This is a genomic window from Stappia sp. P2PMeth1 (genome assembly GCF_900185735.1).
Taxonomy (GTDB): domain Bacteria; phylum Pseudomonadota; class Alphaproteobacteria; order Rhizobiales; family Stappiaceae; genus Stappia.
On sequence record NZ_FYAW01000040.1, the window covers coordinates 44347 to 70012 of the forward strand.

The 25666-nt window shown below is 68.5% G+C and carries 24 protein-coding genes; 19 read left to right on the forward strand and 5 right to left on the reverse strand.

Annotation, left to right across the window (positions count from 1 at the left end):
* Positions 1-31 precede the first annotated feature (31 nt).
* Both P2PM1_RS21830 and P2PM1_RS21835 read left to right on the forward strand, forming a co-directional pair.
* Entirely contained in the window at positions 32-1261 is a 1230-nt protein-coding gene (locus P2PM1_RS21830; RefSeq protein ID WP_186400534.1) for a cyclopropane-fatty-acyl-phospholipid synthase family protein, read from the forward strand.
* A 3-nt stretch (positions 1262-1264) separates the two neighbouring features.
* Positions 1265-2611: an MFS transporter gene (locus P2PM1_RS21835; protein ID WP_186400535.1), complete on the forward strand. Its 1347-nt coding sequence runs from the start codon at positions 1265-1267 to the stop codon at positions 2609-2611.
* Positions 2612-2621: 10 nt separating this feature from the next.
* Here the strand turns inward: P2PM1_RS21835 and P2PM1_RS21840 are convergent, their stop codons facing one another.
* Positions 2622-3434 (reverse strand): SDR family NAD(P)-dependent oxidoreductase, encoded by an 813-nt coding sequence (locus tag P2PM1_RS21840; protein ID WP_186400536.1) that lies wholly within the window; start codon positions 3432-3434, stop codon positions 2622-2624.
* A 71-nt stretch (positions 3435-3505) separates the two neighbouring features.
* On the reverse strand, positions 3506-4171 hold the full coding sequence (locus tag P2PM1_RS21845) for a ChrR family anti-sigma-E factor (protein WP_186400537.1): 666 nt from the start codon (positions 4169-4171) through the stop codon (positions 3506-3508).
* 370 nt (positions 4172-4541) lie between these two features.
* Between P2PM1_RS21845 and P2PM1_RS21850 the strand changes: the two genes are divergently transcribed.
* From P2PM1_RS21850 to P2PM1_RS21875, 6 genes are all read left to right on the forward strand, one after another.
* Positions 4542-5585 (forward strand): cysteine synthase A, encoded by a 1044-nt coding sequence (locus P2PM1_RS21850; RefSeq protein ID WP_186400538.1) that lies wholly within the window; start codon positions 4542-4544, stop codon positions 5583-5585.
* Positions 5586-5731: 146 nt separating this feature from the next.
* Positions 5732-7183: a cardiolipin synthase gene (gene cls / locus P2PM1_RS21855; protein WP_186400539.1), complete on the forward strand. Its 1452-nt coding sequence runs from the start codon at positions 5732-5734 to the stop codon at positions 7181-7183.
* A gap of 88 nt (positions 7184-7271) precedes the next feature.
* Entirely contained in the window at positions 7272-7985 is a 714-nt protein-coding gene (locus P2PM1_RS21860) for an alanyl-tRNA editing protein (protein WP_186400540.1), read from the forward strand.
* A gap of 45 nt (positions 7986-8030) precedes the next feature.
* The gene (gene sseA / locus P2PM1_RS21865; RefSeq protein ID WP_186389850.1) at positions 8031-8873 is read left to right on the forward strand and encodes a 3-mercaptopyruvate sulfurtransferase; all 843 of its coding nucleotides are present in this window, start codon (positions 8031-8033) and stop codon (positions 8871-8873) included.
* A gap of 154 nt (positions 8874-9027) precedes the next feature.
* A complete protein-coding gene (locus P2PM1_RS21870) occupies positions 9028-10698 on the forward strand; it encodes a formate--tetrahydrofolate ligase (RefSeq protein ID WP_186400541.1) in 1671 nt (556 codons plus the stop codon).
* A 28-nt stretch (positions 10699-10726) separates the two neighbouring features.
* Entirely contained in the window at positions 10727-11020 is a 294-nt protein-coding gene (locus P2PM1_RS21875) for a GIY-YIG nuclease family protein (RefSeq protein ID WP_186400542.1), read from the forward strand.
* 522 nt (positions 11021-11542) lie between these two features.
* Here P2PM1_RS21875 and P2PM1_RS21880 read toward each other — a convergent pair.
* Positions 11543-12415: a LysR family transcriptional regulator gene (locus P2PM1_RS21880; protein ID WP_186400543.1), complete on the reverse strand. Its 873-nt coding sequence runs from the start codon at positions 12413-12415 to the stop codon at positions 11543-11545.
* Positions 12416-12490: 75 nt separating this feature from the next.
* Here P2PM1_RS21880 and P2PM1_RS21885 point away from each other — a divergent pair, with 75 nt between their 5' ends.
* Positions 12491-13237: an NAD(P)H-dependent oxidoreductase gene (locus tag P2PM1_RS21885; protein WP_186400544.1), complete on the forward strand. Its 747-nt coding sequence runs from the start codon at positions 12491-12493 to the stop codon at positions 13235-13237.
* 15 nt (positions 13238-13252) lie between these two features.
* On the opposite strand, the gene P2PM1_RS25850 is transcribed toward P2PM1_RS21885, so the two are convergent.
* Positions 13253-14320, reverse strand: coding sequence for a methylglyoxal synthase (locus P2PM1_RS25850; protein WP_186400545.1), 1068 nt, complete (start codon positions 14318-14320; stop codon positions 13253-13255).
* Between the two features lie 175 nt (positions 14321-14495).
* Between P2PM1_RS25850 and P2PM1_RS21895 the strand changes: the two genes are divergently transcribed.
* The 7 genes from P2PM1_RS21895 to P2PM1_RS21925 all read left to right on the forward strand — a co-directional run bounded on the left by P2PM1_RS21895 (position 14496) and on the right by P2PM1_RS21925 (position 21111).
* Positions 14496-15203, forward strand: a complete 708-nt coding sequence (locus tag P2PM1_RS21895) for a B12-binding domain-containing protein (protein ID WP_186389856.1) — start codon at positions 14496-14498, stop codon at positions 15201-15203.
* 3 nt (positions 15204-15206) lie between these two features.
* On the forward strand, positions 15207-15818 hold the full coding sequence (locus P2PM1_RS21900; RefSeq protein ID WP_186400546.1) for a DUF1638 domain-containing protein: 612 nt from the start codon (positions 15207-15209) through the stop codon (positions 15816-15818).
* 178 nt (positions 15819-15996) lie between these two features.
* A complete protein-coding gene (gene catB / locus P2PM1_RS21905) occupies positions 15997-16644 on the forward strand; it encodes a type B chloramphenicol O-acetyltransferase (RefSeq protein ID WP_186400547.1) in 648 nt (215 codons plus the stop codon).
* Between the two features lie 207 nt (positions 16645-16851).
* On the forward strand, positions 16852-17196 hold the full coding sequence (locus tag P2PM1_RS21910) for a virulence factor (RefSeq protein ID WP_186389859.1): 345 nt from the start codon (positions 16852-16854) through the stop codon (positions 17194-17196).
* A complete protein-coding gene (locus P2PM1_RS21915) occupies positions 17193-18089 on the forward strand; it encodes a methylenetetrahydrofolate reductase (protein ID WP_186400548.1) in 897 nt (298 codons plus the stop codon). Before P2PM1_RS21910 ends, P2PM1_RS21915 begins: the two co-directional genes overlap by 4 nt.
* Positions 18086-19039, forward strand: coding sequence for a methyltetrahydrofolate cobalamin methyltransferase (locus P2PM1_RS21920; protein ID WP_186389861.1), 954 nt, complete (start codon positions 18086-18088; stop codon positions 19037-19039). The genes P2PM1_RS21915 and P2PM1_RS21920 overlap by 4 nt, the downstream gene beginning before the upstream one ends.
* Positions 19040-19071: 32 nt before the next feature.
* Positions 19072-21111: an ASKHA domain-containing protein gene (locus P2PM1_RS21925; protein WP_186400549.1), complete on the forward strand. Its 2040-nt coding sequence runs from the start codon at positions 19072-19074 to the stop codon at positions 21109-21111.
* A 9-nt stretch (positions 21112-21120) separates the two neighbouring features.
* Here the strand turns inward: P2PM1_RS21925 and P2PM1_RS21930 are convergent, their stop codons facing one another.
* Positions 21121-22020 (reverse strand): DUF1194 domain-containing protein, encoded by a 900-nt coding sequence (locus P2PM1_RS21930; protein ID WP_186400550.1) that lies wholly within the window; start codon positions 22018-22020, stop codon positions 21121-21123.
* A gap of 265 nt (positions 22021-22285) precedes the next feature.
* Between P2PM1_RS21930 and P2PM1_RS21935 the strand changes: the two genes are divergently transcribed.
* From P2PM1_RS21935 to P2PM1_RS21945, 3 genes are read left to right on the forward strand one after another with little or no spacing between them, the layout of a single operon-like run.
* Positions 22286-23224: an ABC transporter permease gene (locus tag P2PM1_RS21935; protein WP_186400551.1), complete on the forward strand. Its 939-nt coding sequence runs from the start codon at positions 22286-22288 to the stop codon at positions 23222-23224.
* Positions 23225-24091, forward strand: coding sequence for an ABC transporter permease (locus P2PM1_RS21940; protein ID WP_186400552.1), 867 nt, complete (start codon positions 23225-23227; stop codon positions 24089-24091).
* Between the two features lie 5 nt (positions 24092-24096).
* Positions 24097-25665 carry an ABC transporter substrate-binding protein gene (locus P2PM1_RS21945; protein WP_186400553.1) on the forward strand — a complete coding sequence of 523 codons (1569 nt, stop codon included), beginning with the start codon at positions 24097-24099 and terminating at the stop codon, positions 25663-25665.
* Position 25666 lies beyond the last annotated feature (1 nt).

A 25666-nucleotide genomic window follows, 5' to 3' on the forward strand; every position in this document is an offset into this window, starting at 1 on the left:
GTCCCGGCTGTCCGACGAGGAGCGACCGATCATGTCGACTGCGATCCTTCTCACTCCTGAAAACGCCCGCCAGGTGCTGGCCGGACTTCCCCGGCTCGCCCGCCTCGGCCTGCGCATCGCCCTCAATCTCAAGGCCGGATCCTTGAGCGTGGAAACGCCGGAAGGCCGCCGCTTCCTCATTCGCGGCGAGGCGCCGGGCCCGGACGCGCAGGTGCGCATCCATTCCTGGCGCTTCATCCGCCGACTGCTCAGCGGCTCCGACATTGGCGTCGGCGAGAGCTATATGGTCGGCGAGTGGACCAGTTCCGACGTCACCACTTTCCTGGAACTGTTCTGCCGCAACCGCGACGCCACCGCCGACATGCTGCGCGGCAGTCCGATCTTTCGGATGATGGTGCGCGTCCGCCACTGGCTGAACCGCAACACCCGCTCCGGCTCGCGGCGCAACATCTCCGCCCATTACGATCTCGGCAACGCCTTCTACAAGGAATGGCTCGACCCGACGATGACCTATTCCTCCGCCCTCTATGACGGCGGCGTCAACGACCTTGAACAGGCGCAGAAGCGCAAGTACCGGGCGCTGGCGGAGGAAAGCGGCATCGCGCCCGATCACCATGTTCTGGAGATCGGCTGCGGCTGGGGCGGCTTCGCCGAGTTCGTGGCGAGCGAAATCGGCGCCAAGGTCACCGGCCTCACCATTTCGCGCGAGCAGTTCGACTTCGCCTCCAAGCGCATCCAGGAGGCTGGGCTCGCCGACCGGGTGACGCTGAAGCTGCAGGACTATCGCGACGAGCGCCGGCAATACGACCGCGTCGCCTCGATCGAGATGTTCGAGGCGGTCGGCGAGGAATACTGGAGCACCTATTTCCAGACCGTGTCGAACTGCCTGAAGCCGGGCGGCCGCGCCGGCCTGCAGATCATCACCATCCAGGACCAGTTGTTCGACGACTACCGCCGCACGCCGGACTTCATCCAGCGCCACGTCTTCCCGGGCGGCATGCTGCCGCCGCCGGGCGAGCTGGAAGCGCTCGGCGCCCGCACCGGCCTGCAGCTCGCGGCCCAGCGCATCTTCGGCCACGACTATGCGCGCACGCTGGAGGAATGGCGCCAGCGCTTCTGGACCGCCTGGCCGCGCATCCGCCCGCTCGGCTTCGACGACCGGTTCAAGCGGCTGTGGGAGTTCTACTTCCACTACTGCGAGGCCGGCTTCCGCTCGGGCAATATCGACGTGCGCCAGATGATCTATGTGAAGGCGCCCTGACACATGGCGCCAGCGCCGGGCCCGTCATGGGGGCAACTTGCGGCCTATGCGGGACCGGCGCTGCCGCTGGCGGCGCTCACCCTGCCGCTCTACGTCATCCTGCCGAGCTATTACGCCGGCACCATCGGCCTGCCGCTCGCACAGGTCGGCTTCATCCTGCTGATCGTGCGCCTTGCCGACGCTGTGTCCGATCCTCTGGTGGGGCTCGCCGCCGACCGCTTCCACCCGCCGCTCGGCCGGCGGCGCGGCTGGCTGGCGCTCGCCGCCCTTCCGGCCGCGCTCGCCGCCTTCATGATCCTGACGCCGCCGCCGGATGCCGGCTGGACCTATCTGCTCGGCTGGGGACTGGCGCTGTCGGTCGGCTACACGGCGGCGATCATCCCCTACACCGCCTGGGGCGCGGAGCTGGCCGACGACTATCACGGCCGCAGCCGCGTCGCCGGCGCGCGCGAGGGGATGGTGCTGGTCGGCACGCTGGTCGCGATCTCGGTGCCGGCGCTTGTCGAGGCGAGCGGCGCCGGCAGCCAGGGCGATGCGCTGGCCGTGCTCGCCTGGCTCGTCGCCCTGTCGCTGCCGCTGCTGGTCGTCGTCGCGGTCCGCACCCTCCCCGAACCGGCGCAGGCGAGCCGCGCCCTGCCGGGCCTGCGTCAGGGCCTTGCCCATCTGGCCGCCAACCGCCCCTTCCTGCGGTTGCTTGTGGCCTTCGTCGTCAACGGCTTCGCCAACGGCTTGCCGGCGACCCTGTTCCTGTTCTTCGTCGCGCGGGTGCTGGAGGCGCCGCAGATGCAGGGGCCGTTCCTGTTCCTCTATTTCTTCTGCGGCATTGCCGGCGTGCCGCTGTGGATCGCCGTCTCGCGCCGGCTCGGCAAGCATCGAAGCTGGTCGGTGGCGATGCTTGGGGCCTGCGCGATCTTCGCGCTGGTGCCGCTGCTCGGACCCGGCGACCTTGCCGGGTTCGCCGTCATCTGCGTGCTGACCGGCCTGGCGCTCGGCGCCGATCTCGCCCTCCCCTCGGCGATCCAGGCGGATGTGATCGATGTCGACCGCCTTGCGACCGGCAGCCGCCGTTCCGGGCTCTATTTCGCGCTGTGGGGGCTCGCAACGAAACTGTCGCTGGCGCTCGCCGTCGGCCTTGCCTTCCCGCTGCTTGAGCTTGCCGGCTTCGCGGCCGACGGCACCGGCACGGACGGGCTCGCCATGCTGGTCGCGCTCTATGCGCTGGTGCCGGTCGGGCTGAAGCTCGCCGCCATCGCCTTGATGTGGAACTTCCCGCTCGGTGCCAGCGCGCATGCGGAGCTTGCCCGCTCGCTCGCCGCGCAAAACGAGACGCCGGGCCGGCCCCTCGCATAGCGGGCAGGCTTCACTCCTTGGCGTCGTCCTCCGGCTCTCCCTTGCGCGACCAGCCGGTGGCGCGGGCGACAAGCGGAAAATACAGCCGGTAGGGCAGCAGGCGCAGCGCCTTGAGCTGCCGGGTGAAGCGCTTGGGGAAGGTGATCTCGAAGCCGGACGGCGCCTCCAACCCCTTGACCAGTTCGGCCACCGCCGCATCGACGCTCATCAGATGCGGCATCGGGAAGGGATTGTCCTTGGTCGCCGGCGTGTCGACGAAGCCGGGCGAGACCAGTTGCAGGCGGATGCCGAGCCGGTCGAGGTCGAACTTCATCGCCTCGGCCAGGTTGATCAGCCCCGCCTTGGTCGCGCCATACGCCGCCGAGGTCGGCAATCCGCGATAGCCGGCGACCGAGGCGACGATGGCGATCTGGCCGCGCCGGCGCGGCCTCATCGCCGCCACCAGCGGCACCAGTGCATTCACTGTTCCCTTGAGATTGACGTCGAAGGAGGTGTGAAAGGCGGCAAGGTCGGGATCGGTCCCGTCGACCGGCAGGTAGACGCCGGCATTCAGCACGGCAAGCGCGATGCCGCCATGCCGCTCTTCCAGTTCTGCGACGATCTCCGCCATGCGCCCGGCATCGGTGACGTCGCCCGGCATCGGCAGGATCGCGCCGGGCACGGCCCGCTGCCTCAGCCGTTCCAGCGCCTCGGCGGAGCGCGCCGTCACCGCCACGGTCCAGCCGTGCCGCTGCAGTTCGAGCGCCAGCCCGGCGCCGATGCCGGAACTGGCGCCGGTCACCCAGGCAATGCCGTCCTGCGGGCAAACTGTCGTTGTTGCCATCGTCTGCCTCCATCCTGTTTCCAGGGGTTTACGGCAGGCGGGCGCGGGCGGATCGCCGACGGATCTCTGGTTCAGCCGCGCATGAAGGGCGCGAAGAGCCGGCCGATCGGGCCGGTGAGCCGCAAGCTACCTTCCGTGACGGCGAAGCAGATGCAGTCCTCGTCGTCGTCGGCGACCGGACGATGGTCGACATCGTCGTCGGCATAGGCGACGTCGCCGCGCACATAGTGGCCATGCAGGTCGGTGAAGCCGCCCTCCAGCACCAGCGTCAGTTCGGAGCCGTGATGGGTATGGGCGGGCATCGCCATGCCGGCGCGGATCCACAGCAGGCTGGCGCTGCAGCCGTCCATCTCGGCGACCCGGTATTCCTTCAGCCCCGGAAGCTTGGTCTTCCAGGGCAGGTCCGCCACATCCTTGCCGATGAAGTCGAAGAGCGGCGCCGGCAGCCGGGTCTTCAGCGCCCGGTGCGGAACCGAGATCGGCTCGTCGGCCGGGTCCTGGAAAATCGGGGCCTCGAAAATCGCGGCGAGCATCGCGTCGCGATTGTCGATCCTCACCGGTGCGATCTCTTCCAGCATCGCTCCGCCGGCGGCTTCAAGATCGCGGACGAAGCCGCGATTGACCGGCGACAGGTCGAGATGGCTTCGCACGAGCAGCCTTGCGGGTTCGGCCAGCGTGCCGGCCACATATCCGGCCAGCAGCGCGTCGAACTGTTCGCGTTCGCGTGATGCGTCCATTCCAATCCAATCCCTGTCGCGGCACCCCCCAAGGGCCGCGTCTCATCGCTCATACTCCACTTGCGGCGTCGCGCCAATATATCCCGGATACGGGCGCGGGCGGCTCGGGAGAACCTCTCTGTGCCTGTTACGATGCGGACTGCAAGCTGGATCATCGCCAGCATGACATTCCAAGCTTATGTGCACTCTCATGATTTATCGATCAACTTTGTAGAACAGCGCCGAAAGGATTATCAACGTTCGCCTGACAATTGGCATGGGCTCGCTTGAAGCCCCCGCCCCTCCGGCCTACCCTGCCGGCCCATTCGACCAGATGGCCCCGACGGCCTGCAACCGGGGCCGAAAGCCCCTTGAACGGACGGAACGAGCGATGGACATCAAGACCTCCGTGATCGATGCGATCGGCAACACGCCGCTGATCCGTCTCAACCGGGCCTCCGAGCTGACGGGCTGCGAGATCTACGGCAAGGCCGAGTTCATGAACCCCGGCCAGTCGGTCAAGGACCGTGCCGCCCTCTACATCGTCCGCGATGCCGAGGCGCGCGGCACCCTGCGCCCCGGCGGCGTCATCGTCGAGGGCACGGCCGGCAACACCGGCATCGGCCTGGCGCTGGTCGGCAATGCGCTCGGCTACCGCTCGGTGATCGTCATCCCGGAGACGCAGAGCCAGGAAAAGAAGGACATGCTGCGGCTGGCCGGCGCGGAGCTGGTCGAGGTGCCGGCCGTCCCCTACCGCAATCCCAACAACTACGTGAAACTGTCCGGCCGCCTTGCCGAGCAGATGGCGAAAACGGAAGCCAACGGCGCGATCTGGGCCAACCAGTTCGACAATGTCGCCAACCGCCAGGCGCATCTGGAGACCACCGGCCCGGAGATCTGGCGCCAGACCGACGGCAAGGTCGACGGCTTCGTCTGCGCCGTCGGCTCGGGCGGCACGCTGGCCGGCGTCGGCATGGCGCTGAAGGCGCGCAACGCCGGCGTGAAGATCGGCCTCGCCGATCCGATGGGGGCGGCGCTCTACCACTATTACGCCCATGGCGAGTTGAAGGCCGAGGGCTCGTCGATCACCGAGGGCATCGGCCAGGGCCGCATCACCGCCAACCTTGAGGACGCGCCGGTCGACATGCCGTTCCAGATCCCGGATGCGGAGGCGGTGCAGATCGTCTTCGACCTGCTGGAGCACGAGGGCCTGTGCCTTGGCGGCTCCTCCGGCATCAATGTCGCAGGCGCCATCCGCATGGCGCGCGAGATGGGACCGGGGCACACCATCGTCACCATCCTGTGCGACTACGGCACGCGCTACCAGTCGAAACTGTTCAACCCGGAGTTCCTGCGCTCCAAGGATCTGCCGGTGCCGGCCTGGCTGGAAAAAAGCACCAGCGCCATCGCCCCTCCCTTCGAGGAGGTCGCCTGACCGGCGCGGCCGGGCGCCGGCGGTGTCGCCAGGCTGTCGAGAACGGGCGGTCGATAACAGACGGTCGATAATCGGCGAACCTGCCTTGTCTTTGGGCAGGTTCGTCCCTACCGTCTTCCCTCGACCCTCGTTTCTTCCGAGTTGAGATGATCCGCGACTTCAATCTCGCCGAGGCGTTTGTCGCCAACCTGCCGATCATCGCCGCGCTCACCTTCGCGCTCTACACGCTTGCCGCCGTCTGCGCCGTGCGCGAGGTGCTGAATTCGCGCACCTCGCAGGGCTCCATCGCCTGGCTGCTGTCGCTGCTGTTCCTGCCGTTCCCCACCGCCTTCCTCTATCTCGTCTTCGGCTGGAAGCGGTTCGAGGACTATGGCGAGGTGCGCGCCTATGCCGGCCGCACCACCCGCGCCGCGCGCGCCGGAGAGCTGCGGCTGGCCGACGCCACCACCAGCACGAGCTGGCCGGTGCTCACCCGCATCGCCCAGATCCCGTTTCTCGCCGGCAATTCGGTAGAGCTGCTGGTCGACGGGCCGGACACGTTTGACTCGATCTTCGCCGGCATCGCCGGGGCGCGGCACGAGGTGCTGGTGCAGTTCTTCATCATCCGCGACGACGGGCTCGGCCAGCGGCTCGCCGAGGTGCTGATCGAGCGGGCCCAGGCGGGCGTGCGCGTCCATGTGCTTTACGACGATGTCGGCTCAAAGCAACTGCCGCGCAGCTATCGCCGCCGGCTGCGCGAGGCCGGCGTCCGGATCGCCGGCTTCAACCAGCGCCACAAATGGCTGCGCTTCACCGGGCCGATGCGGCTCAACTACCGCAACCACCGCAAGATCGTCGTCGTCGACGGCGAGGCCGCCTGGGTCGGCGGGCTCAATGTCGGCGACGAATATATCGGCCTGTCGCCGGTCTTCGGCCACTGGCGCGACACCCATGTGAAGGTCGCGGGGCCGGCGGCCATCGCCTGCGCCCTGTCCTTCTGCGAGGACTGGCACTGGGCGACCGGCACGCCGATCCGCCCCTATCTGCCGGTGCCGATCCCGCAGCCGGGCGACGAGCCGGTGCTGGTCATGCCGACCGGCCCGGCCGACCGGTTCGACGACTGCGCCATCGCCTTTTCCGAGGCCATCGCCAGGGCGCGCGAGCGGCTGTGGATCGTCAGCCCCTATTTCGTGCCGGAAGAGGCCATCCAGACCGCGCTGATGGCCGCCTCCATGCGCGGCGTCGACGTGCGCATCCTGCTCCCCGAAAAGGCCGACCACCGGCTGGTCTGGCTCGCCAGCTACGCCCATGCCGACGACATGGTCGACTATGGCATCAATGTCTATCGCTACACCTCCGGCTTCCTGCACCAGAAGGTGATCCTGGTCGACGACGCACTCGCCGGCATCGGCACGGTGAATTTCGATTCCCGGTCCTTCCACATCAATTTCGAGGTGACGCTGTGGTTCACCCATGAGCGCAGCATCGAGCGGGTCGAAAGGATGCTGGAGGCCGACTTCGCCAATTCCCGGCCGACCACGCCGGAGGATCTGGAGGTGCGCTCCTTCGGCTTCCGCCTCATCGCCCAGGCCGCGCGGCTGTTCTCGCCGATCCTGTGAGGTGGGCGATCCTTGCCCCGGCGGGTGGTTGATTGCCGGTGCCGATCGGATAGGCTGGCGCTCCTGCCGGAATCATCGGGGATTTCTCATGACGGATCTGCTTTTTCGAGACGATGCCTATCTGCGCAGTTGCGATGCGCGGGTCACCGCCGTCACCGACCGCGGCGGCCTCGTTCTCGACCGGACCGTCTTCTATGCCGCCGGCGGCGGCCAGCCGGGCGACAGCGGCCGGATCGAGCTTGCCGACGGCCGCCAGATCACGATCGCCACCACCGTCTATGGCGAGGACCGCAGCCAGATCGTCCATGTTCCGGCCGAGGGCGAGGCGCTTCCCGCCGTCGGCGAGGCCATCGTTCTGCATCTCGACTGGGACCGCCGCTACCGGTTGATGCGCGTGCACACCGCGCTGCACCTGCTCTCGGTCGTCCTGCCCTTCCCCGTCACCGGCGGCCAGATCGGCGAGGGCGAGGGCCGGCTCGACTTCGACATTCCCGACGGCAGCCCGGACAAGGACGAGGTCGCGGCGAAGGTCAACGAGATCGCCGCCGCCGACCATGCCGTCACCACCGACTGGATCACCGACGAGGAGCTGCTGGCCAAGCCCGAGATGGTCAAGACCATGAGCGTCAAGCCGCCGATGGGCAGCGGCCGCGTGCGGCTGGTGCGCATCGGCGATGTCGACCTGCAGCCCTGCGGCGGCACCCATGTCAGCCGCACCTCGGAGATCGGCCCGCTCATCGTCACCAAGATCGAGAAGAAGGGCCGCCAGAACCGGCGCGTGCGCATCCAGCTCGCCGACTGACGCTCCTCCGCCCTCCCCCTCATTGCTCCAGCGAGGCTTTCAGCAATGGTGCTTTCCCCGCTCGTCTCGACCCAGTGGCTGGCCGACAAGATCGCCTCGCCGGACCTTGTCGTCGTCAATGCCTGGCTGCCGCCGGTCGGCCAGCCGGACGTGCCGCCGGAATATCCGCAAGGCCATATCCCCGGCGCGGTGTTCTTCGACGTCAACGCCATCGCCGACACCACCAGCGATCTGCCGCACATGCTGCCGCCCGCCCATGTCTTCTCCTCGATGATGCGGCGCATGGGCATCGGCGACGGCCAGACCATCGTCGTCTATGACGGCGTCGGGCTCTATTCCGCCGCCCGCGTGTGGTGGATGTTCCGCGCCATGGGCGTCGAACAGGTCTTCGTGCTCGACGGCGGCCTGCCCAAGTGGCAGGCGGAAGGCCGCCCGGTCGAGGATGGCGCCCCCGCCCCGCGCGGCGAGCGCCACTTCACCGCCCGCCTCAACAACGGCCTCGTCGCCGATCTCGACAAGGTGGCGCAGGCGCTGAAGAGCGGCCAGCAGGTACTCGACGCGCGCTCGCGCGGCCGCTTCGCCGGCACCGATCCGGAGCCGCGCGCAGGGCTGCGCGGCGGCCACATGCCCGGCGCGCGGAACCTGCCCTTCACCGAGCTGATGGAGGACGGCCGCCTGCGCCCGGCCGAGGAGCTTGCCGCCGCTTTCGACGCGGCCGGCATCGACCGCTCGCGCCCCGTCATCACCAGTTGCGGCTCCGGCGTCACCGCGGCGATCCTGTCGCTGGCGCTCGCCCTTACCGGCCACGACCGCTCCGCCGTCTATGACGGCTCCTGGACCGAATGGGGCGGGCGCGAGGACACGCCTGTCGCCACCGGCGAGGACTGACAAGACCCCATTTCACCCGCAGGACGACGATTGCGCGATGCCGACATGTCGGATCGCAAACAGTCGGCCCTGCCCTCAGCCTCTAGGATCGGCTTTCCAAATCGAACGATAGACGGCGGCAGATCAACGACCGCCCGGGAGAGGACAGTTTGCCATGGCCAGTGATATCGAGATTGCCCGCGCCGCCAAGATGAAGCCGATCGCCGAGATCGGCGCGAAGCTCGACATTCCGGCGGAGGCGCTGGACAGCTACGGATCGACCAAGGCCAAGGTCCGCTCCGACTTCATTTCCGGCCTTGCGGACCGGCCCGACGGCAAGCTGGTGCTGGTCACCGCGATCAACCCGACGCCGGCCGGCGAGGGCAAGACCACGACCACGGTCGGCCTTGGCGACGGGCTCAACCGTATCGGCAAGCGCGCGGCGATCTGCCTGCGCGAGCCCTCGCTCGGCCCTTGCTTCGGCATGAAGGGGGGCGCGGCCGGCGGCGGCTATGCCCAGGTCGTGCCGATGGAGGACATCAACCTCCACTTCACCGGCGACTTCCACGCCATCACCTCGGCCCACAACCTGCTCTCGGCGCTGATCGACAACCACATCTACTGGGGCAACGCGCTCGGCCTCGACACCCGGCGCATCACCTGGCGCCGGGTGATGGACATGAACGACCGGGCGCTGCGCCAGATCGTCGCCTCGCTCGGCGGCGTCGCCAACGGCTTCCCGCGCGAGGCCGGCTTCGACATCACCGTCGCCTCGGAGATCATGGCGATCCTCTGCCTTGCCCGCGATCTCGCCGACCTGCAGACGCGGCTCGGCGCCATCATCGTCGGCTATCGCCGCGACCGCAGCGCCGTCACCGCGCGCGATCTTGAAGCGGACGGCGCCATGACCGTGCTGCTCAAGGAGGCGATGCAGCCGAACCTCGTGCAGACGCTGGAGAACAATCCGGCCTTCGTGCATGGCGGCCCCTTCGCCAATATCGCCCATGGCTGCAACTCGGTGATCGCCACCCGAACCGCGCTCAAGCTCGCCGACTATGTGGTCACCGAGGCCGGCTTCGGCGCCGATCTCGGCGCGGAGAAGTTCTTCGACATCAAGTGCCGCAAGGCCGGCCTCAAGCCGGACGCTGCGGTCATCGTCGCCACCGTGCGGGCGCTGAAGATGAACGGCGGCGTTGGCCGCGAGGCGCTGGGTGAGGAGAATGTCGAGGCCTTGGTGCGCGGCTGCGTCAATCTCGGCCGCCACATCGAGAACGTGAAGAGCTTCGGCCTGCCGGTGGTCGTCGCCATCAACCACTTCGTCAGCGATACGGATGCCGAGATCGCCGCGCTCCAGGCCTATGCCGCCGGGCAGGGCGTCGAGGCGGTGCTGTGCCGCCACTGGGCCGATGGTTCCAAGGGCACCGAGGACCTCGCCCGCAAGGTGGTCGAGCTGGTCGAGGGCGGCAGCCCCAATTTCGCGCCGATCTATCCCGACGACATGCCGCTGCTTCAGAAGATCGAGACCATCGCCCGCAAGATCTACCGCGCCGAGGGGATCGCCGCCGACAAGCAGGTGGTCGAGCAGCTCGAGCGCTGGCAGGCGGACGGCTTCGGCCATCTGCCGGTCTGCATGGCTAAGACGCAATATTCCTTCTCCGCCGACCCGACCCTGCGCGGCGCGCCGACCGGCCACACCGTGCCGGTGCGCGAGGTGCGTCTTGCGGCCGGCGCCGGCTTCGTCGTGGCGATCTGCGGCGAGATCATGACCATGCCCGGCCTGCCCAAGGTGCCGTCGGCCAACCACATCCGCCTCGACGCGAACGGCCAGATCGAAGGACTGTTCTAGGCGCCGCCCTGGCGGGGCGGGCGGACAGATGCGCGATCACAACTACTATGTCTACATCCTGGCCAGCGGTGTCGGCGGAACCCTCTACACGGGGGTCACCAACGATCTCGCGCGTCGGGTTTCGGAGCATCGCGACAAGATCGCGCGCTCCTTCACCGCCCGCCACGACGTCACCCACCTCGTCTATTTCGAGCATCACACCGACATAGAAGCCGCCATCCGCCGGGAAAAGCAGATCAAGCGCTGGAAGCGGGCCTGGAAGATAAGGCTCATCGAAGAGCATAACCGCGATTGGCACGACCTCTTTCCCGGCCTCCCATAGCCCGCCAGGGCGGCACGCAGGCAGCCGCACAAACAGGCCGCTGCCGCACGCAGGCCTCGCCCCGCCCCCTCCGCCTGTCGTCCCTCCCAAGCCCCATCCCCTCCGCCTGTCGTCCCGGTTTCGGCGTAGCCGAAGACCGGGACCTAGTAACCACAGGCCGCGCGGCTCAGGCCGTGACGTTGCCGCGAGCGATCCTCGCGATGGCCGGAGGCGGCTAGCTTCGCCCCACCACCAGCCCCGGCGGATACTGGATACCTGCCTGCGCAGGTATGACAGCCGGGGAGGTGGCGACGCCCTCCCGCCTAATGCCCGCCGAGGGGGCCAATAGTTCCCGGGTCGCGGCTGCGCCTACGGTCGGGATGACGTCCTGAGAAAGTGGCGCGGCCTCGCATCCCCTCGCATCGCAGGAGGCTGAGATCGCACTTAAAGGCGGCCTATTGAAGCGAGGGAATTTTCATCGTCTTGATCGACGCAGGTGATCAAGAGCGCCGGCAAGAGCCTCCGGCCGACAGTGCTGAAGGCTCAGAGCCTTTGCCTGAGCTGCCTGTCCTCGCCGAGAAACTCCAGGACCCTGCGCACCCGCGCCACGTCCTTCAGGTCCGGGTGGATCAGGATCCACAGCGGAATGCCCAGCTCCTCGACCACCGGTCCGCAGCGGCGCAGGCCCTCGTCGGCATCGCCGAGATAGCAGGGCAGCACCGCCCGTCCCGCGCCGGCACGGACCGCCGCGTGGATGCCCAGCGTTCCCTCGATCCGCATCGCCGTCTCCCCGCCCTCCTGCCGGCGCAGCCAGCGCTCGTACTGGACATAGTTCATGGAGGCGGCCGGGCCGATCCACGGCAGGTCGGCATCGGCCGCGATATGCGCCGGCGCATAGACCGCCTGCCGGATCGTGCCGAGATTGCGCCCGAACAGGTGCGGCTCCGGTGCGGTGGTCGGGCGCACGGCGATGTCCGCCTCGCGCCTTGCCAGGTCGTGCAGGTCGTTCGACAGCCGGACCTCCAGCGAGATGGCCGGGGTCTGCGCATGGAACCGGGTCAGCGCCTCCGCGATCAGCCCGGAAAACAGCGCATCCGTCGTGGTCACGGTGACCAGTCCCTCCGCCCGGCGGTCGAGGTCGGCAAGCTGGCGCTCGGTCGAGACGGCCAGCTCCTCGAAAGCCTTCGCTGCGGCCACCACCGCCTCCCCGGCCCCCGTCAGCGCGTATCCGCTGCGGTGCCGGTCGAACAGCCGCGTTCCCAGCCGCTCCTCTATCGCGTTGAGCCGGCGGAACAGCGTCGCATGGCTGCGTGCCGAGTGCCGGCCGGCCAGCGTCAGCGACCCGGCGCGGGCAATCTCCAGCACCAGACGATAGTCGCTCCAGTCGAGCCGATCTTGCAAAATTGCAAACTCCATCTGCGATATCGACGATCATCCTATCATTTCCGCAAGATAAGCTGAAGCGAATGTCCATCGTCAGAGGAACCCCGCATGCACGTTCGCATCATCCGGGCCCATCCCGATCCCGGCTCCTTCAACGCCGCCATGTCGTCCGCGGCGTCAACGGCGCTGGCCCGCGACGGCCACACGGTCAGCCTTCAGGATCTTTACGCCTCGCGCTTCGACCCGGTCGAAAAGGGCGCGCATTACGTCAACCGGCTCGATCCAGACGCCTTCTCGCCGCTCGCCGAACAGCGCCACGCCTGGCAGAGCGGCAGCGTTCCCGCCGACGTCCTTGCCGAAATTGCCGAGCTGGAACGCGCCGACCTTCTCGTGCTCCAGTTTCCGCTGTGGTGGCACGGCCCGCCGGCGATGCTGAAAGGGTGGTTCGACCGGGTGTTCCTGAGCGGCGGCCTCTATACCAGCCGCATGCGCTACGACGCCGGCTATTTCCGCGGACGCCGCGCCATGCTCAGTGTCACCACCGGCGCGCCGGAGAGCGCCTTCGGGCCGGGCGCGCGCGGCGGCGACTTCGCGACGATGCTCTGGCCGCTGCACTACTCCCTGCACTATCTCGGCTTCACGGTGCTGCCGCCCTTCACCGCCTGCGGGGTGCAGGGGCACGGCTATTCCTACGAGGATGAGTCCGCCCAGCAGCAGCGGCTGCGCTGCGTGCTCGCGGCCTGGGGCGCGCATGTCGCGAGTGCGCAAACCCTCCCCGCGCTCGCCTTTCCCGGCTGGCAGGACTGGGACGCGGCCGGCCGGCCGCTTCACCTGCCACATGCGGCGAGCGACTGACGGGGCCCCTTCCCCCTACCCGGCGAGGCTTGCCGCGACGACGAGGTCGGCGGCGGCCGGCGAGCAGGCGATCGGCGTGTCGTGCAGGATGGCGAGCCGCGTCAGCGCCATCAGGTCGACATCGCTGGTGTGGTGGCCATGCGGATCGGCGAAGAAGATCACCGCGTCGAGCTCGCCGGTGGCGATCAGCGCGCCGAGCTGCTGGTCGCCGCCATGCGAGCCGCGCTGCAGCCGCTGGATCGCCAGCCCCGGCACCGCCTCCAGCAGCATGGCGCCGGTGCCGCCGGTCGCCACCAGCTTCTGCCGGCGCAGCACGTCCGCATGCCGGCCGACCCAGGCGCGCAGATGCGCCTTGCGGGCATTGTGGGCGACCAGCGCGATGCGGCGCGGCGCGGTGGAGCGGCGGCGCGCCTCCAGCGTCAGCGACAGGATCGCCCGCACCTGCGCGGCAAGGCCGGCTTCGGAGGCGGCGAACTGGCCCTTCAGCGCCGCCGTGCCGACGGTGAAGCCGGCCGCCCCCGCCTCCGCCACCTCGACGATCCGCGCCGCCCGGTCGATGCTGCCGGCCATGATCACCGGCTTGTCGCAGGCCGCGCAGACGCTGCGCATCAAGGCCGGCACGTCGCCGGCAAAGCGATAGGCGAGCAGGTCCAGCCCGTGCACGCTCTCCAGCTCGGCGAGCGCCCGGGCGCTTGCCGTGATGCTCCCGATGGTTCCGGCCAAGACGCTCGGATGGCCGACGATCTCGCCGGGAAACGGGTAATAGCGGATCGGATGCGCCTTCAGGAGCGGCGCCACCTCGGCCGGCCGCGTGCCGCCGAGCAGGCAGTCGACTTCGAGGCCGATGGCCGCGCGGGCCGAGCGCAGCTCGCTCTGCGCATCGAGGCTCACCACCTCCAGATAGACCCGCCCGCCGGCGGCGCGGATGTCGCGGGCGAGCCCCCGCAGCTCTTCGAAGGGCAGGCCGACATCCTTGAAGCCGATATGCCTTGCGCCGCCCGCCAGCACCTCGTCCAGCCGGCTTCGGGCATCGGGGACGGTGCTGTCGTCCTCCGTCAGCATGAAGATGAAATCGAAGGCCATCGGCGCGCCGGTCCCCTTGAAAATCGCGCAGGCGTCCGCGGGACGCCGGCGCTGTCGCTCCCGCGACTCCGCATGTCGCATTGAAGATATCGACGGGAGGCGGTGCAAACCAGTGTACTGGAAGCAGGCCCGGAAGCGAGCCATGCCCCCCGAATGCGCAAACGGAGCGCCCGCGATGTCGCAGGAAGACGATCTCGATCTCAGGTCGCTGTCCGACGAGGAACTCGTCGAGCAGATGCATGACGATCTCTATGACGGCCTCAAGGACGAAATCGTCGAGGGCGTGGAGATCCTGCTGGAGCGCGGCTGGACGCCCTACCGGATTCTCACCGACGCATTGGTCGAAGGCATGCGCATCGTCGGCGTCGACTTCCGCGACGGCATTCTCTTCGTGCCGGAAGTGCTGATGTCGGCCAATGCCATGAAGGCCGGCATGGGGCTGCTGCGCCCGCTGCTCGCCGAGACCGGCGCGCCGAAGGTCGGCAAGATGGTGATCGGCACCGTCAAGGGCGACATCCACGACATCGGCAAGAACCTCGTCTCGATGATGATGGAGGGCGCCGGCTTCGAGGTGATCGACATCGGCATCAACAATCCGGTCGAGAACTACCTGGCGGCCATCGAGGAGCACAAGCCGGACATCGTCGGCATGTCGGCCCTCCTGACCACCACCATGCCCTACATGAAGGTCGTCATCGACACGATGATCGAGAAGGGCATCCGCGACGACTATATCGTCATGGTCGGCGGCGCGCCGCTGAACGAGGAGTTCAGCCAGGCGGTCGGCGCCGATGCCTATGGGCGCGACGCGGCGGTGACCGTCGAACTCGCCAAGGAGCTGATCGCGCGCAAGCACAACCAGTTGGTGGCGCGGGCGGGCTGAGCCATGCCGGCGGCACCCGCGCCCTTTCGCGAAAAGGTGCTGGTGATCGCCTGCGGCGCGCTGGCGCGCGAGATCCTCGCCATCATTGATGCCAACGACCTCACCCATGTGGAGCTGCAATGCCTGCCGGCGCAGCTTCACAACCGCCCGGAGAAGATCCCGGCCGCCGTGCGCGCCGAGATCCGCAAGCTGCGGCCGCATTACGCCCATATCCTCATCGGCTATGGCGATTGCGGCACCGGCGGGCTGCTCGACACGGTGCTGGCCGAGGAAGGGGTGGAGCGGATCGAGGGCGCCCATTGCTACGCCTTTTTCGCCGGCCTCGACGCCTTCGACGCGGAAGCCGAGGCCGAGCCCGGTACCTTCTATCTCACCGATTTCCTCGCCCGCCATTTCGAGACGCTGGTGATCCGCCCGCTCGGGCTCGACACGCATCCCGAGTTGCGCGACGCCTATTTCGGCAACTACACCCGCCTGCTCTACCTGGAACAGGCCCCCGATCCGGACGTCGAGGCGCGGGCCCGCGCGGCCGCCGAGCGGCTCGGCCTTGCCTATGCCAAGCGGGTCACCGGCTACGGCCTGTTGGAAACGCGGCTCACCGCGCTCAGTACCTGATCACCGCTTGTTTGCACGCCCCTGTTGCATCCGCGTCCTTGCGCGATACCTCCCGCATGCTAGAAGCGCGGTCCCGGCGGCACGGACGGGTCTGCGTGGCATGAGCCGCAGGACCGGTCCCCTCATCCCATCCAACGGGCCGGAAAGGGCCCAGCCTCGCGACAGAGGACGACCTCCCGTGAGCAATTTTTTCGACAGCCCCTTCAAGGGCAAGCTGCTGAGCGAGCAGGTGACCACCCCCAACATTTCGGTCGGCCGCTACAGCTATTATTCCGGCTATTACCACGGCCATTCCTTCGACGACTGCGCCCGCTACCTGATGCCCGACCGCGACGATGTCGACCGGCTGGTCATCGGCAGCTTCTGCTCCATCGGCACCGGTGCCTGCTTCATGATGGCGGGCAATCAGGGCCACCGGATGGACTGGATCTCCACCTTCCCGTTCTTCTTCATGCCCGAGGAACCGGCCTTCGCGGACGCCGAAAACGCCTATCGCCCGGCGGGCGACACCGTCGTCGGCAATGACGTGTGGATCGGCGCGGAAGCGATGATCATGCCCGGCATCCGCATCGGCCACGGCGCGATGATCGGCAGCCGAGCGCTCGTCACCAAGGATGTCGCTCCCTACACCATCGTCGCCGGCAATCCGGCGCGCGAGATCCGCAAGCGCTTTTCCGACGAGGAGATCGCCATGCTGCTGGAGATGGCGTGGTGGGACTGGCCGATCGAGCGGATCGGCCGCGAGATGCGCGCCCTGTGCTCGGGCGACATCGCCAGGCTGCATGCGCGCTGGAAGGCGGACCCGGCAGGCACGGCCGAGGCCTGAGTCTCGCACCTCCCGCACGACGACAGGTACGCCCGCCGGGAGCGAAAACCCCCGGCGGGCGTGCCGCGTTCCGGCGCCCCTTCGCCGCTGTCGTTTTCTGGCTTTCCCGTGTCGTCTGTGCACCGATGAGATGGCCGGCCAAAGGCATCATGATGCTCGAAAGCACGGGGACGACAGGCGTTCCCGGCCGGGTCGAAGGGCCGCATCTTGGCGCAGAAAACCATCGTCTACTGGCGTGACATCCCGGCCCAGGTGCTGGTCCGGGCCGGCCGCGCCAGCGCCCGCCGCGAGCTGCCCGAACGCTTCATCCAGGCTGTCGACCGCTGCGCCATGCGCGTCGGCGCGAAGGACAGCGACGCCTATCTGGCCGAGTGGCGGCGGGGCGATCCCGTCGCTGTCGGCGACGACATCGAGGCGGAGGCGGAGGCGGCGCTTGCCGATCTCCTCGCCGCCTATCCGCCGGAGCGGCTTGCGGCCCTGGTCGCAGCCGAAGGCTTTGATGCGGCCGCCTCCCCCTCTCCCGACCACACCAGCACGGGACCGGCGACATGACCGACCACCGCCTCAACGATTTCGGGCGCCTTGCCGCCTCCACGGAAATGTCGCCCCGCCAGGTAGTGGAAAAGCCGGAGTTGCTCCGTCTCGTCCCCGCCGGCACGCGCCTTTATCTCACCGATCTCGGCAATGTCGGCGAGGACGACATCATCCGCGCCGCCCGCGCGGTCACTGATGCCGGCCTCGTTGCCGTGCCGCACATGGCCGCGCGCCGCTATCCCTCCTTCGCCGCCTTCGAATACCGGCTGACCCGCCTCGTTGGGGAAGCCGGCGTCCGCGAGGTGCTGGCGGTGGCCGGCGAGGCGCCGACGCCCGGCCCCATCGCCTCCTCCGTCGCGATGATCGAGACCGGCCTGTTCGACCGGCTCGGCATCACCCGCATCGCCGTTGCCGGCCATCCGGAGGGCGCGCCGGAGATCTCGCGCGAGACCATCCGCGCCTTCCTGATGCGCAAGCACGAGCTCGCCGCGAAGAGCGACGCCGAGTTTCACATCGTCACCCAGTTCGGCTTCGATCCGCAGAAGGTCAGCCTCTGGCTCGACGAGATCGCCGCCTGGGGCAACCGCTTCCCGGTGCATATCGGCGTCGCCGGCCCGGCCAAGATGACGACGCTGCTGAAATATGCCGCCTTCGCCGGGGTGGAGAACTCGCTCTCCTTCCTGAAGAAGCGGGGCGGCGCCGTCGTCTCGATGCTGTCGGGCTACGATCCGGAGACCATGGTCGGCCCGCTGGAGCTGCGCGTGCAGACCCAGCCCGAGACCCGGCTGCAGCAGATCCATGTCTTTCCCTTCGGCGGCCTGACCAAGACCGCCGACTGGCTGAGTGCCCGCGGGAGCTGGTCCTTTCCCGCCGCTGGCACCGCGACTTACCCCGCAGAGGTAGCCCAATGACCCGCACCATCGTCGCCTCGGCCACCCGCGAGATCGTCATCGGCTTCGATCAGCCGTTCTGCGTGATCGGCGAGCGGATCAACCCGACGGGCCGCAAGAAGCTCGCCGCCGAGATGGCCGCCGGCGACTTCTCCACCGTGGAGAAGGACGCGCTGGCCCAGGTCGCCGCCGGCGCCACCATGCTCGACGTCAATGCCGGCGTCACCGCCGTCAATCCCAACGAGACCGAACCGCCGCTGCTGGTCAGGACGCTGGAGATCGTCCAGAGCCTCGTCGACGTGCCCCTGTCCATCGACAGTTCGGTCACCGCCGCCATCGAGGCCGGCCTTCGGGTCGCCAAGGGCCGCCCGCTGGTCAACTCGGTCACCGGCGAAGAGGAAAAGCTCGAGGCGATCCTGCCGCTCGTCAAGAAATACAATGTCCCGGTCGTCGCGATCTCGAACGACGAGACCGGCATTTCCGAAGACCCGGACGTGCGCTTTGCGGTCGCCAAGAAGATCGTCGAGCGCGCCGCCGACTACGGCATTCCCGCCCATGACATCGTCGTCGATCCGCTGGTCATGCCGATCGGCGCCATGGGCAGCGCCGGCCAGCAGGTCTTCCGCCTGCTCCGCCGCCTGCGCGAGGAGCTGAAGGTCAACACCACCTGCGGCCTCTCCAACATCTCCTTCGGCCTGCCCCACCGGCACGGCATCAATGCCGGCTTCATCCCGATGGTGATCGGCGCCGGCATGACCAGCGCCATCATGAACCCCTGCCGGCCGCAGGAGATGGAGGCGGTGCGCGCCGCCAACGTGCTGACCGGCAACGATCCCAACTGCTCCGACTGGATCATGACCTATCGCGACTACAAGCCGGGCGCGGAAGGCGGCCCGGCCCCCGCCCCCGCCGCCTCGGGCGGCTCCGGACGGCGCGGCGGACGCGAGGGACGGAGGCGGGCCAGCGCTTGAACGCAAGACCAACCACGAGAACGGGCGAGGCCATGAGCGAGACGCCCGAAACGGCGAAGGTCGTCTTCCAGCCGAGCGGCCGGCGGGGCATGTTCCCACTCGGCACGCCGCTGCTGGATGCCGCGCGCGCGCTCGGCGTCTATGTCGAATCCGTCTGCGGCGGGCGCGGCATCTGCGGCCGCTGCCAGATCTCCGTTTCCGAAGGCGCCTTCGCCAAGGAGCAGATCACCAGCACGGCGGACCATCTCGGCCCGGTGACCGATGCCGAGGCGCGCTACCTCTCCCTGCGCGGTCTTCCCGAAGGCCGGCGCCTCTCCTGTCAGGCCGCGATCCTCGGCGACATGGTGGTCGACGTGCCGATGGAGGCGCAGACCAATCGCCAGGTGGTGCGCAAGCGCGCCGAGAACGTCACCGTCGCGCCCGACAGCGCCATCCGCCTCGTCACCGTCACAGTCGACGAGCCGGACATGGAGCAGCCGCTGGGCGATGGCGACCGGCTGCTCGCCGCCGTTGCCGAAGCCTCCGGCCTGTCCGGCCTCAGCCTCGACCCGCCGCTCTTGCCGAAGGTGCAGAAGGTGCTGCGCGCCGGCCACTGGCGCGTCACCGCCGCCATCTGGCAGGACGACGACGCCCCCCCGCGCGTTACCGCCCTGTGGCCGGGCGAGAAGACCACCGTCTACGGCCTTGCCGTCGATATCGGCTCCACCACCATCGCCGCGCATCTCTGCGATCTCGCCAATGGCCGCACCGTCACCTCGGCCGGCACATCGAACCCGCAGATCCGCTTCGGCGAAGACCTGATGTCGCGCGTCTCCTATGTGCAGATGAACCCGGCGCGCCTGCCCGATCTCGTCTCGGCGGTGCGCGCGGCGGTCGATGCGCTGGTCGCCAAGCTGGTCGCTGATGTCGGCGCCACCCGCGAGGACGTCATGGATGCCGTCTTCGTCGGCAACCCGATCATGCATCACCTCTTCCTCGGCATCGACCCGACGGAGCTGGGCGGCGCGCCCTTCGCCCTCGCCGTGTCGGGCGCCGTGCATATCCCGGCTTCCGAGCTGGGGCTGGAGCTCAATCCCGGCGCGCGCGCCTATATCCTGCCCTGCATCGCCGGCCATGTCGGCGCCGATGCCGCCGCCGCCGCGCTCTCCACCCGCCCGTTCGAGGCCGAAGCCCTGACGCTGGTCGTCGACATCGGCACCAATGCCGAGATCGTGCTCGGCAATCGCGACCGGCTGCTGGCGGCGAGTTCCCCCACGGGCCCGGCCTTCGAGGGCGCGGAGATTTCCTGCGGCCAGCGCGCCGCGCCCGGCGCCATCGAGCGCATCCGCATCGATCCGGTCACGCTCGAGCCGCGCTTCAAGGTGATCGGCCTCGACGAGTGGTCGGACGATCCTGAGTTCGCGGAGAAGAAGGACCAGGTCGGCGTCACCGGCATTTGCGGCTCGGGCATCATCGAGGCGGTCGCCGAGCTCTATCTTGCCGGCGTCATCACCGTCGACGGGCTGATCGACGGCGCGCTCGCCGAGCGCTCGCCGCGCGTGGTGCAAAAGGGGCGGACCTTCGCCTATGTGGTGGCGAGCGAGGGCATCGAGCTCACCATCACCCAGACCGACATCCGCGCCATTCAGCTCGCCAAGGCGGCGCTCTATGCCGGCATCCAGCTCCTCTCCGACAAGCTCTGCAATCCGCCGATCGAGCGCATCCGGCTTGCCGGTGCCTTCGGCAGCTATATCGACACCAAATACGCGATGATCCTCGGGCTGATCCCCGATTGCGACCTCGCCCATGTCGCGAGCGTCGGCAATGCCGCCGGCACCGGCGCGCGCATGGCGCTGATCAATCGCGGCGAGCGGCGCACCGTCGAGCGCGTCGTGCGCGAGATCGAGAAGATCGAGACGGCGCTGGAGCCGCGCTTCCAGGAGCATTTCGTCAACGCGATGGCGATCCCCAACAAGGTGGACCCCTTCGTCAAGCTGCGCGCGGCGGTCGCGCTGCCCGAGCCGCGCGCGGCGAGCGAGGGCGCGGACGACGACGGCGACGGCGGGCGTCGTCGCCGCCGGCGGCGGGGCTAGAGCGCTGGCCTACCTGCCGCCGTCGTAGAACAGGTCCCGGCGGTCGCGCCACATCTTCTCGCCGACCAGGCAGTCATACGGCTCCTCGGCGGCGAACTGCGCCGGCACCACCGGCAGCACACCGCCGTCGTGATGCTGCCGCCACGGGTCGTGGAACGGCGCAAGCTCGCCGATTTCCAGCACCAGCTTGCGCCGCACCGCCTCGGGGAACTCGTTCCACTCGTGCACCGGCACGACGAAGGCGCCCGGCCCGCCGATCACGCAGCGCCGATAATATTCGTCGAGATCGGGAATGGCGAAATACCGGGCGAAGCCGTCGACGGTCATCAGCGGCAGCCCGTTGATGGTGATGCCCCGGTCCACCGCCATATCGCGCAACTGCGTCACCGGCGGGCCCTGATTGTTGGGGCCATCGCCGGAAATGTCGATCACCATCCGCTCGGCCGCGAACGGCACCTCCTCCAGCAGCGCCATGCTGCGCAGGATCGCGCCGGAGATCGAGGTGCGGCTCTGGCTGGAGCTCTCCTCTTCCAGCAGCAGCGCGGCAATCGCCTGTGCGTCCGCCGCGCTCTCGACGATCGTCCAGGGCAACACCTCGCGGGTGTGGAAGTCGCCGGCCCATTCGAAGATCGCCAGGCCGATCCGCCCATGCGGGCCGTGCTCGATCGCCCGCAAGACCTCGCGGCTGGCGATCGCCTCGGCATAGCCCCGGCGCTGGATCGCCAGTTCCTCGCGCGACATCGAGCGCGACACGTCGATGGCGAGCACCAGGGCGACGTCGACAGGCTCGCCCCCGGCCGGCTGCGCGCGCGCCGGCACCAGGGCGACAAGCACCATCGCCGCGGCCAGCACCATCGCCAGGGCCGTGGCCGGGAGCGTCCTTCTCAGGGCGTCCGTTCTCCAGCTCATCGCCCAAGCCTAACCCAGGAGGCCGCCGGGTCCAGTGCACACTCTCGTGAACGGCCCTCGCCTCTGGCCCCTCGCCTCTGGCCCCTCGCCTCTGGCCCCTCGCCTCTGGATAGAGACTGCCAGTCCTGCTGAAACCCTGGATATGTTGTTTCGAAATTTCATGAGCAAAATTGTCAGGTTTTTTCGCCGGGGCATGGACGATCCCGAAAATTCATGATTTCTACACTCAAGTTTAACGGCCCCCAGGCCCACCCGGCACCCGGACATGGCACGGCAACTCGTCCTCAGGCTGTTCTCGGCAGCGCTGCTGCTGCTGGCGATCTCCATCGCCGGCTTCGCCCTGCTGCGGCTGATGCCGGGGAATTTCGCCGAAGTGCTGTTGATGTCGCAGATGGACGGCACCCTGCCGGACGCGGCGGCGCTGGCGCGGTTCTCGGCGGAAAACGGCTTCGACGCGCCGCTGCCGCAGCAATATCTCGTCTGGCTCGGCAATGTGCTCGCCGGCGATTTCGGCCGCTCGATGGTCAGCGGCACCCCGGTCGCCGACGAACTGGCCCTGCGCGTTGCCGCCTCCTTGAAGCTTGCGGTCGCCGCCTTGCTGCTGGCGCTTGCCATCGCCCTGCCGGTCGGGGCGGTCTGCGCCGCCTTTCCCGGCAGCCTCCTCGACCGCGGCCTTGCCGCCTTCGCCGTTCTCGGCATGTCGATCCCGAATTTCTGGTACGCGCTGCTGCTGGCGCTGCTGTTCTCCCTCGCGCTCGGCTGGCTGCCCAGCACCGGCTACGGCACGCCGGCGCATCTGGTCCTGCCGACGCTGGCCATTGCCACCTCGGTCTGCGGCATCCTCGCCCGCTATGTGCGCGGCTGCCTCTTGGAGGAGCTTGCCCAGCCCTATATGCGCACCGCCCGGGCCAAGGGCCTCTCCGGCACCCGCGCCCTTCTCACCCATGCCGCGCCCAATGTGCTGCCGGCGGTGCTCACCCTCACCGGCCTGCAATTCGCCCGCATCTTCGACGGGCTGATCATCGTCGAGACGCTGTTCGGCTGGCCCGGCATCGGCCGGATGATGGTGGAGGCGCTGCTCGCCCGCGACTATCCGATGATCCAGGCGAGCTTCCTCGTCGTCGCCTGCGGCTATGTGCTGGTCAATCTCGCCGTCGACTATGCCATCGCCCTTTACGATCCGCGCACGCGGGAGGTGGTCTAGATGGTCGCCGCCGCCACCCGTCTTCGCGCCCGCCTTCGCACCGGCCTTGCCCGCCGCCGCGGCGGCCTCGCGCTCGCCGTCACCGCGCTCCTCGGCCTGTTGCTGCTCGGCCCGCTGCTCGCCCCGCACGATCCCTATGCTGCCAACATCCTCGGCCGGCTCGCGCCGCCCAGCCTTGCCTATCCGCTCGGCACCGACGCGATGGGCCGCTGCATGCTCTCGCGCCTGCTCTACGGCGCGCAGCTCACCACGCTCTCGGCGCTCGCCGTGGTGCTGGCCTCCGCCGGCCTCGGCACGCTTCTGGGCGCCGTCAGCGGCTATTTCGGCGGGATCGGCGACCGGCTGTTGATGCGCCTGTGCGAAGGCGTCTCGGTGCTGCCCGCGCTTGCCGTCGCCCTCGTCATCGCCGGGGTGCTCGGCCTCGGCCTTCAGGCCGTCATCCTGGCGCTCGCCGCCGTCCACTGGACCGAATATGCCCGCCTCGTGCGCAACGCGGTCATGATCGAGCGCAGCAAGACCTATGTGCTCGCCGCCGAGGCGCTCGGCGTGCCGCGCCTGTCGGTGATCCGCCGCCACCTCCTGCCCAACATCCTGACGCCGCTCCTCGCCATGGGCAGCTACTCGATGTCCTGGGTGATCCTGTCCTTCGCGGGACTGAGCTTTCTCGGCCTCGGCGTCGAGCCCGGCGCGCCCGAATGGGGCCGGATGATCGCCGAGTCCCGCAACCACCTTCGCGATCACCCGCGCCTCGTCCTGGTGCCGGGTCTCACGATCATGGCCTTCGTCATCCTGGTCAATCTCCTGGGCGATGCCCTCGGCGACCGGCTGCGCGCGGGCCGCACCAACTACCTGACAACACGGAGCTGATGCACATGCCCCTCTCCCTTTCCCTCCCCCGGTTCGGCAGGCACGCGATTGCCGCCATAGCTGCGGCGATGCTCGCCCTGCCCGCGACCGACGCGCTCGTCTCTCCGGCCCACGCCGAGACGCCGGCCGACACGCTGGTCGTCGCCACCATGTGGGAGGCGCTGCCGCTCGCCATGGCGCCGCGCCGCAGCCGCTTCTTCAACGAGAGCGAGATCCTCGACACGCTGATCAAGCTCGACTACCAGATGACCCTCGTCCCCGGCCTTGCCACCTCCTGGGAGCGGGTCTCGCCGACCGTGTGGCGCTTTGCCTTGCGCGAGGGCGTCACCTTCCATGACGGTTCGCCCTTCGATGCCGAGGCCGCGAAATTCTCGCTGGAGCGGGTCGTCGACCTGCTGCCCTATGCTGCCGACTTGCTCAACATCAAGAGCATGTCCGCGCCCGAGCCCCTGGTGCTGGAGATCGAGACCTCCGAGCCCTTCTCGGCCCTGCCGAACCAGCTCACCGATGCCATCACCGTGATCTACGGCAAGGCCTCCTTCGATGAGGCGGGCCAGTTCGTCACGCCGATCGGTACCGGCCCGTGGAAGCTTGCCGACTACCGCAAGCAGGACCGCACCATCGTCGAGCGCTTCGACGGCTATTGGGGCGCGGCGCCCGCGCTCAAGACCATCGAATACCGCTACATCCCCGACCACAATGCCCGCGCCATCGCGCTGGAGGCCGGCGAGGTCGACTTCATCGACAACCTGCTGCCGTCCGACGTCGCGCGCCTGTCCGCCGACGCCCGCTTCACCGTCCATAGCGAGGAAAGCGCCGGCATCTATTACGGCGCGATCAATGCGGGCGAGAAGAGCGTGCTCTCCGACGTGCGCCTGCGCCGCGCCGTCAACCTGCTCGTCGACCGCAACATCGTCGTCACGGGCGCGCTCGACGGCATCGGCAACCCGGCCTGGACCTTCTTCCCCGCCTCCTTCCCCTGGACCAGCGAAGAGGTGACGCCCTACAGCTTCGATCCCGAAGCCGCCGCAGCCCTGCTCACCGAGGCCGGCTACGACAAGTCCTCCGGCACCTGGACCAAGGACGGCGAGCCGCTGACCCTGCGCATCCTCAGCTATTCCAGCCGCGCCGAAATGCCGACCATCACCGAGGCGCTCGCCATTCTCCTGAAGCAGCAGGGCATCGAGACCAAGGTACAGATGTTCACCTGGGAAGGCATGCTGGAGCTGGTCCGCCAGGGCGACTACGACATCTCCGTTGTGTTCTGGACGCCGGAAATGACCGGGCACCCGGACCTGCACCTGAAGTCGCAGTTCCACTCCAAGGCCGGCATGAACTACCAGTTCTGGGTCAACGAGGAGTTCGACGCCCTGGTCGACAAGGGCCGCACCCTCGACGCCGGGCCGGAAGCCTTCGCCACCTATGTCCGCGCCCAGCAGATCCTGCAGGAGGACGCGCCCGAGATCCCCTTGGTGCACAAGGTCTTCGTCGCCGCCTCCAGGGCCACGGTCGAGGGCTACAAGGTCCATCCCTCGGGCTTCTTCTACGACTTCAAGTCCGTCACCAAGAACTGAG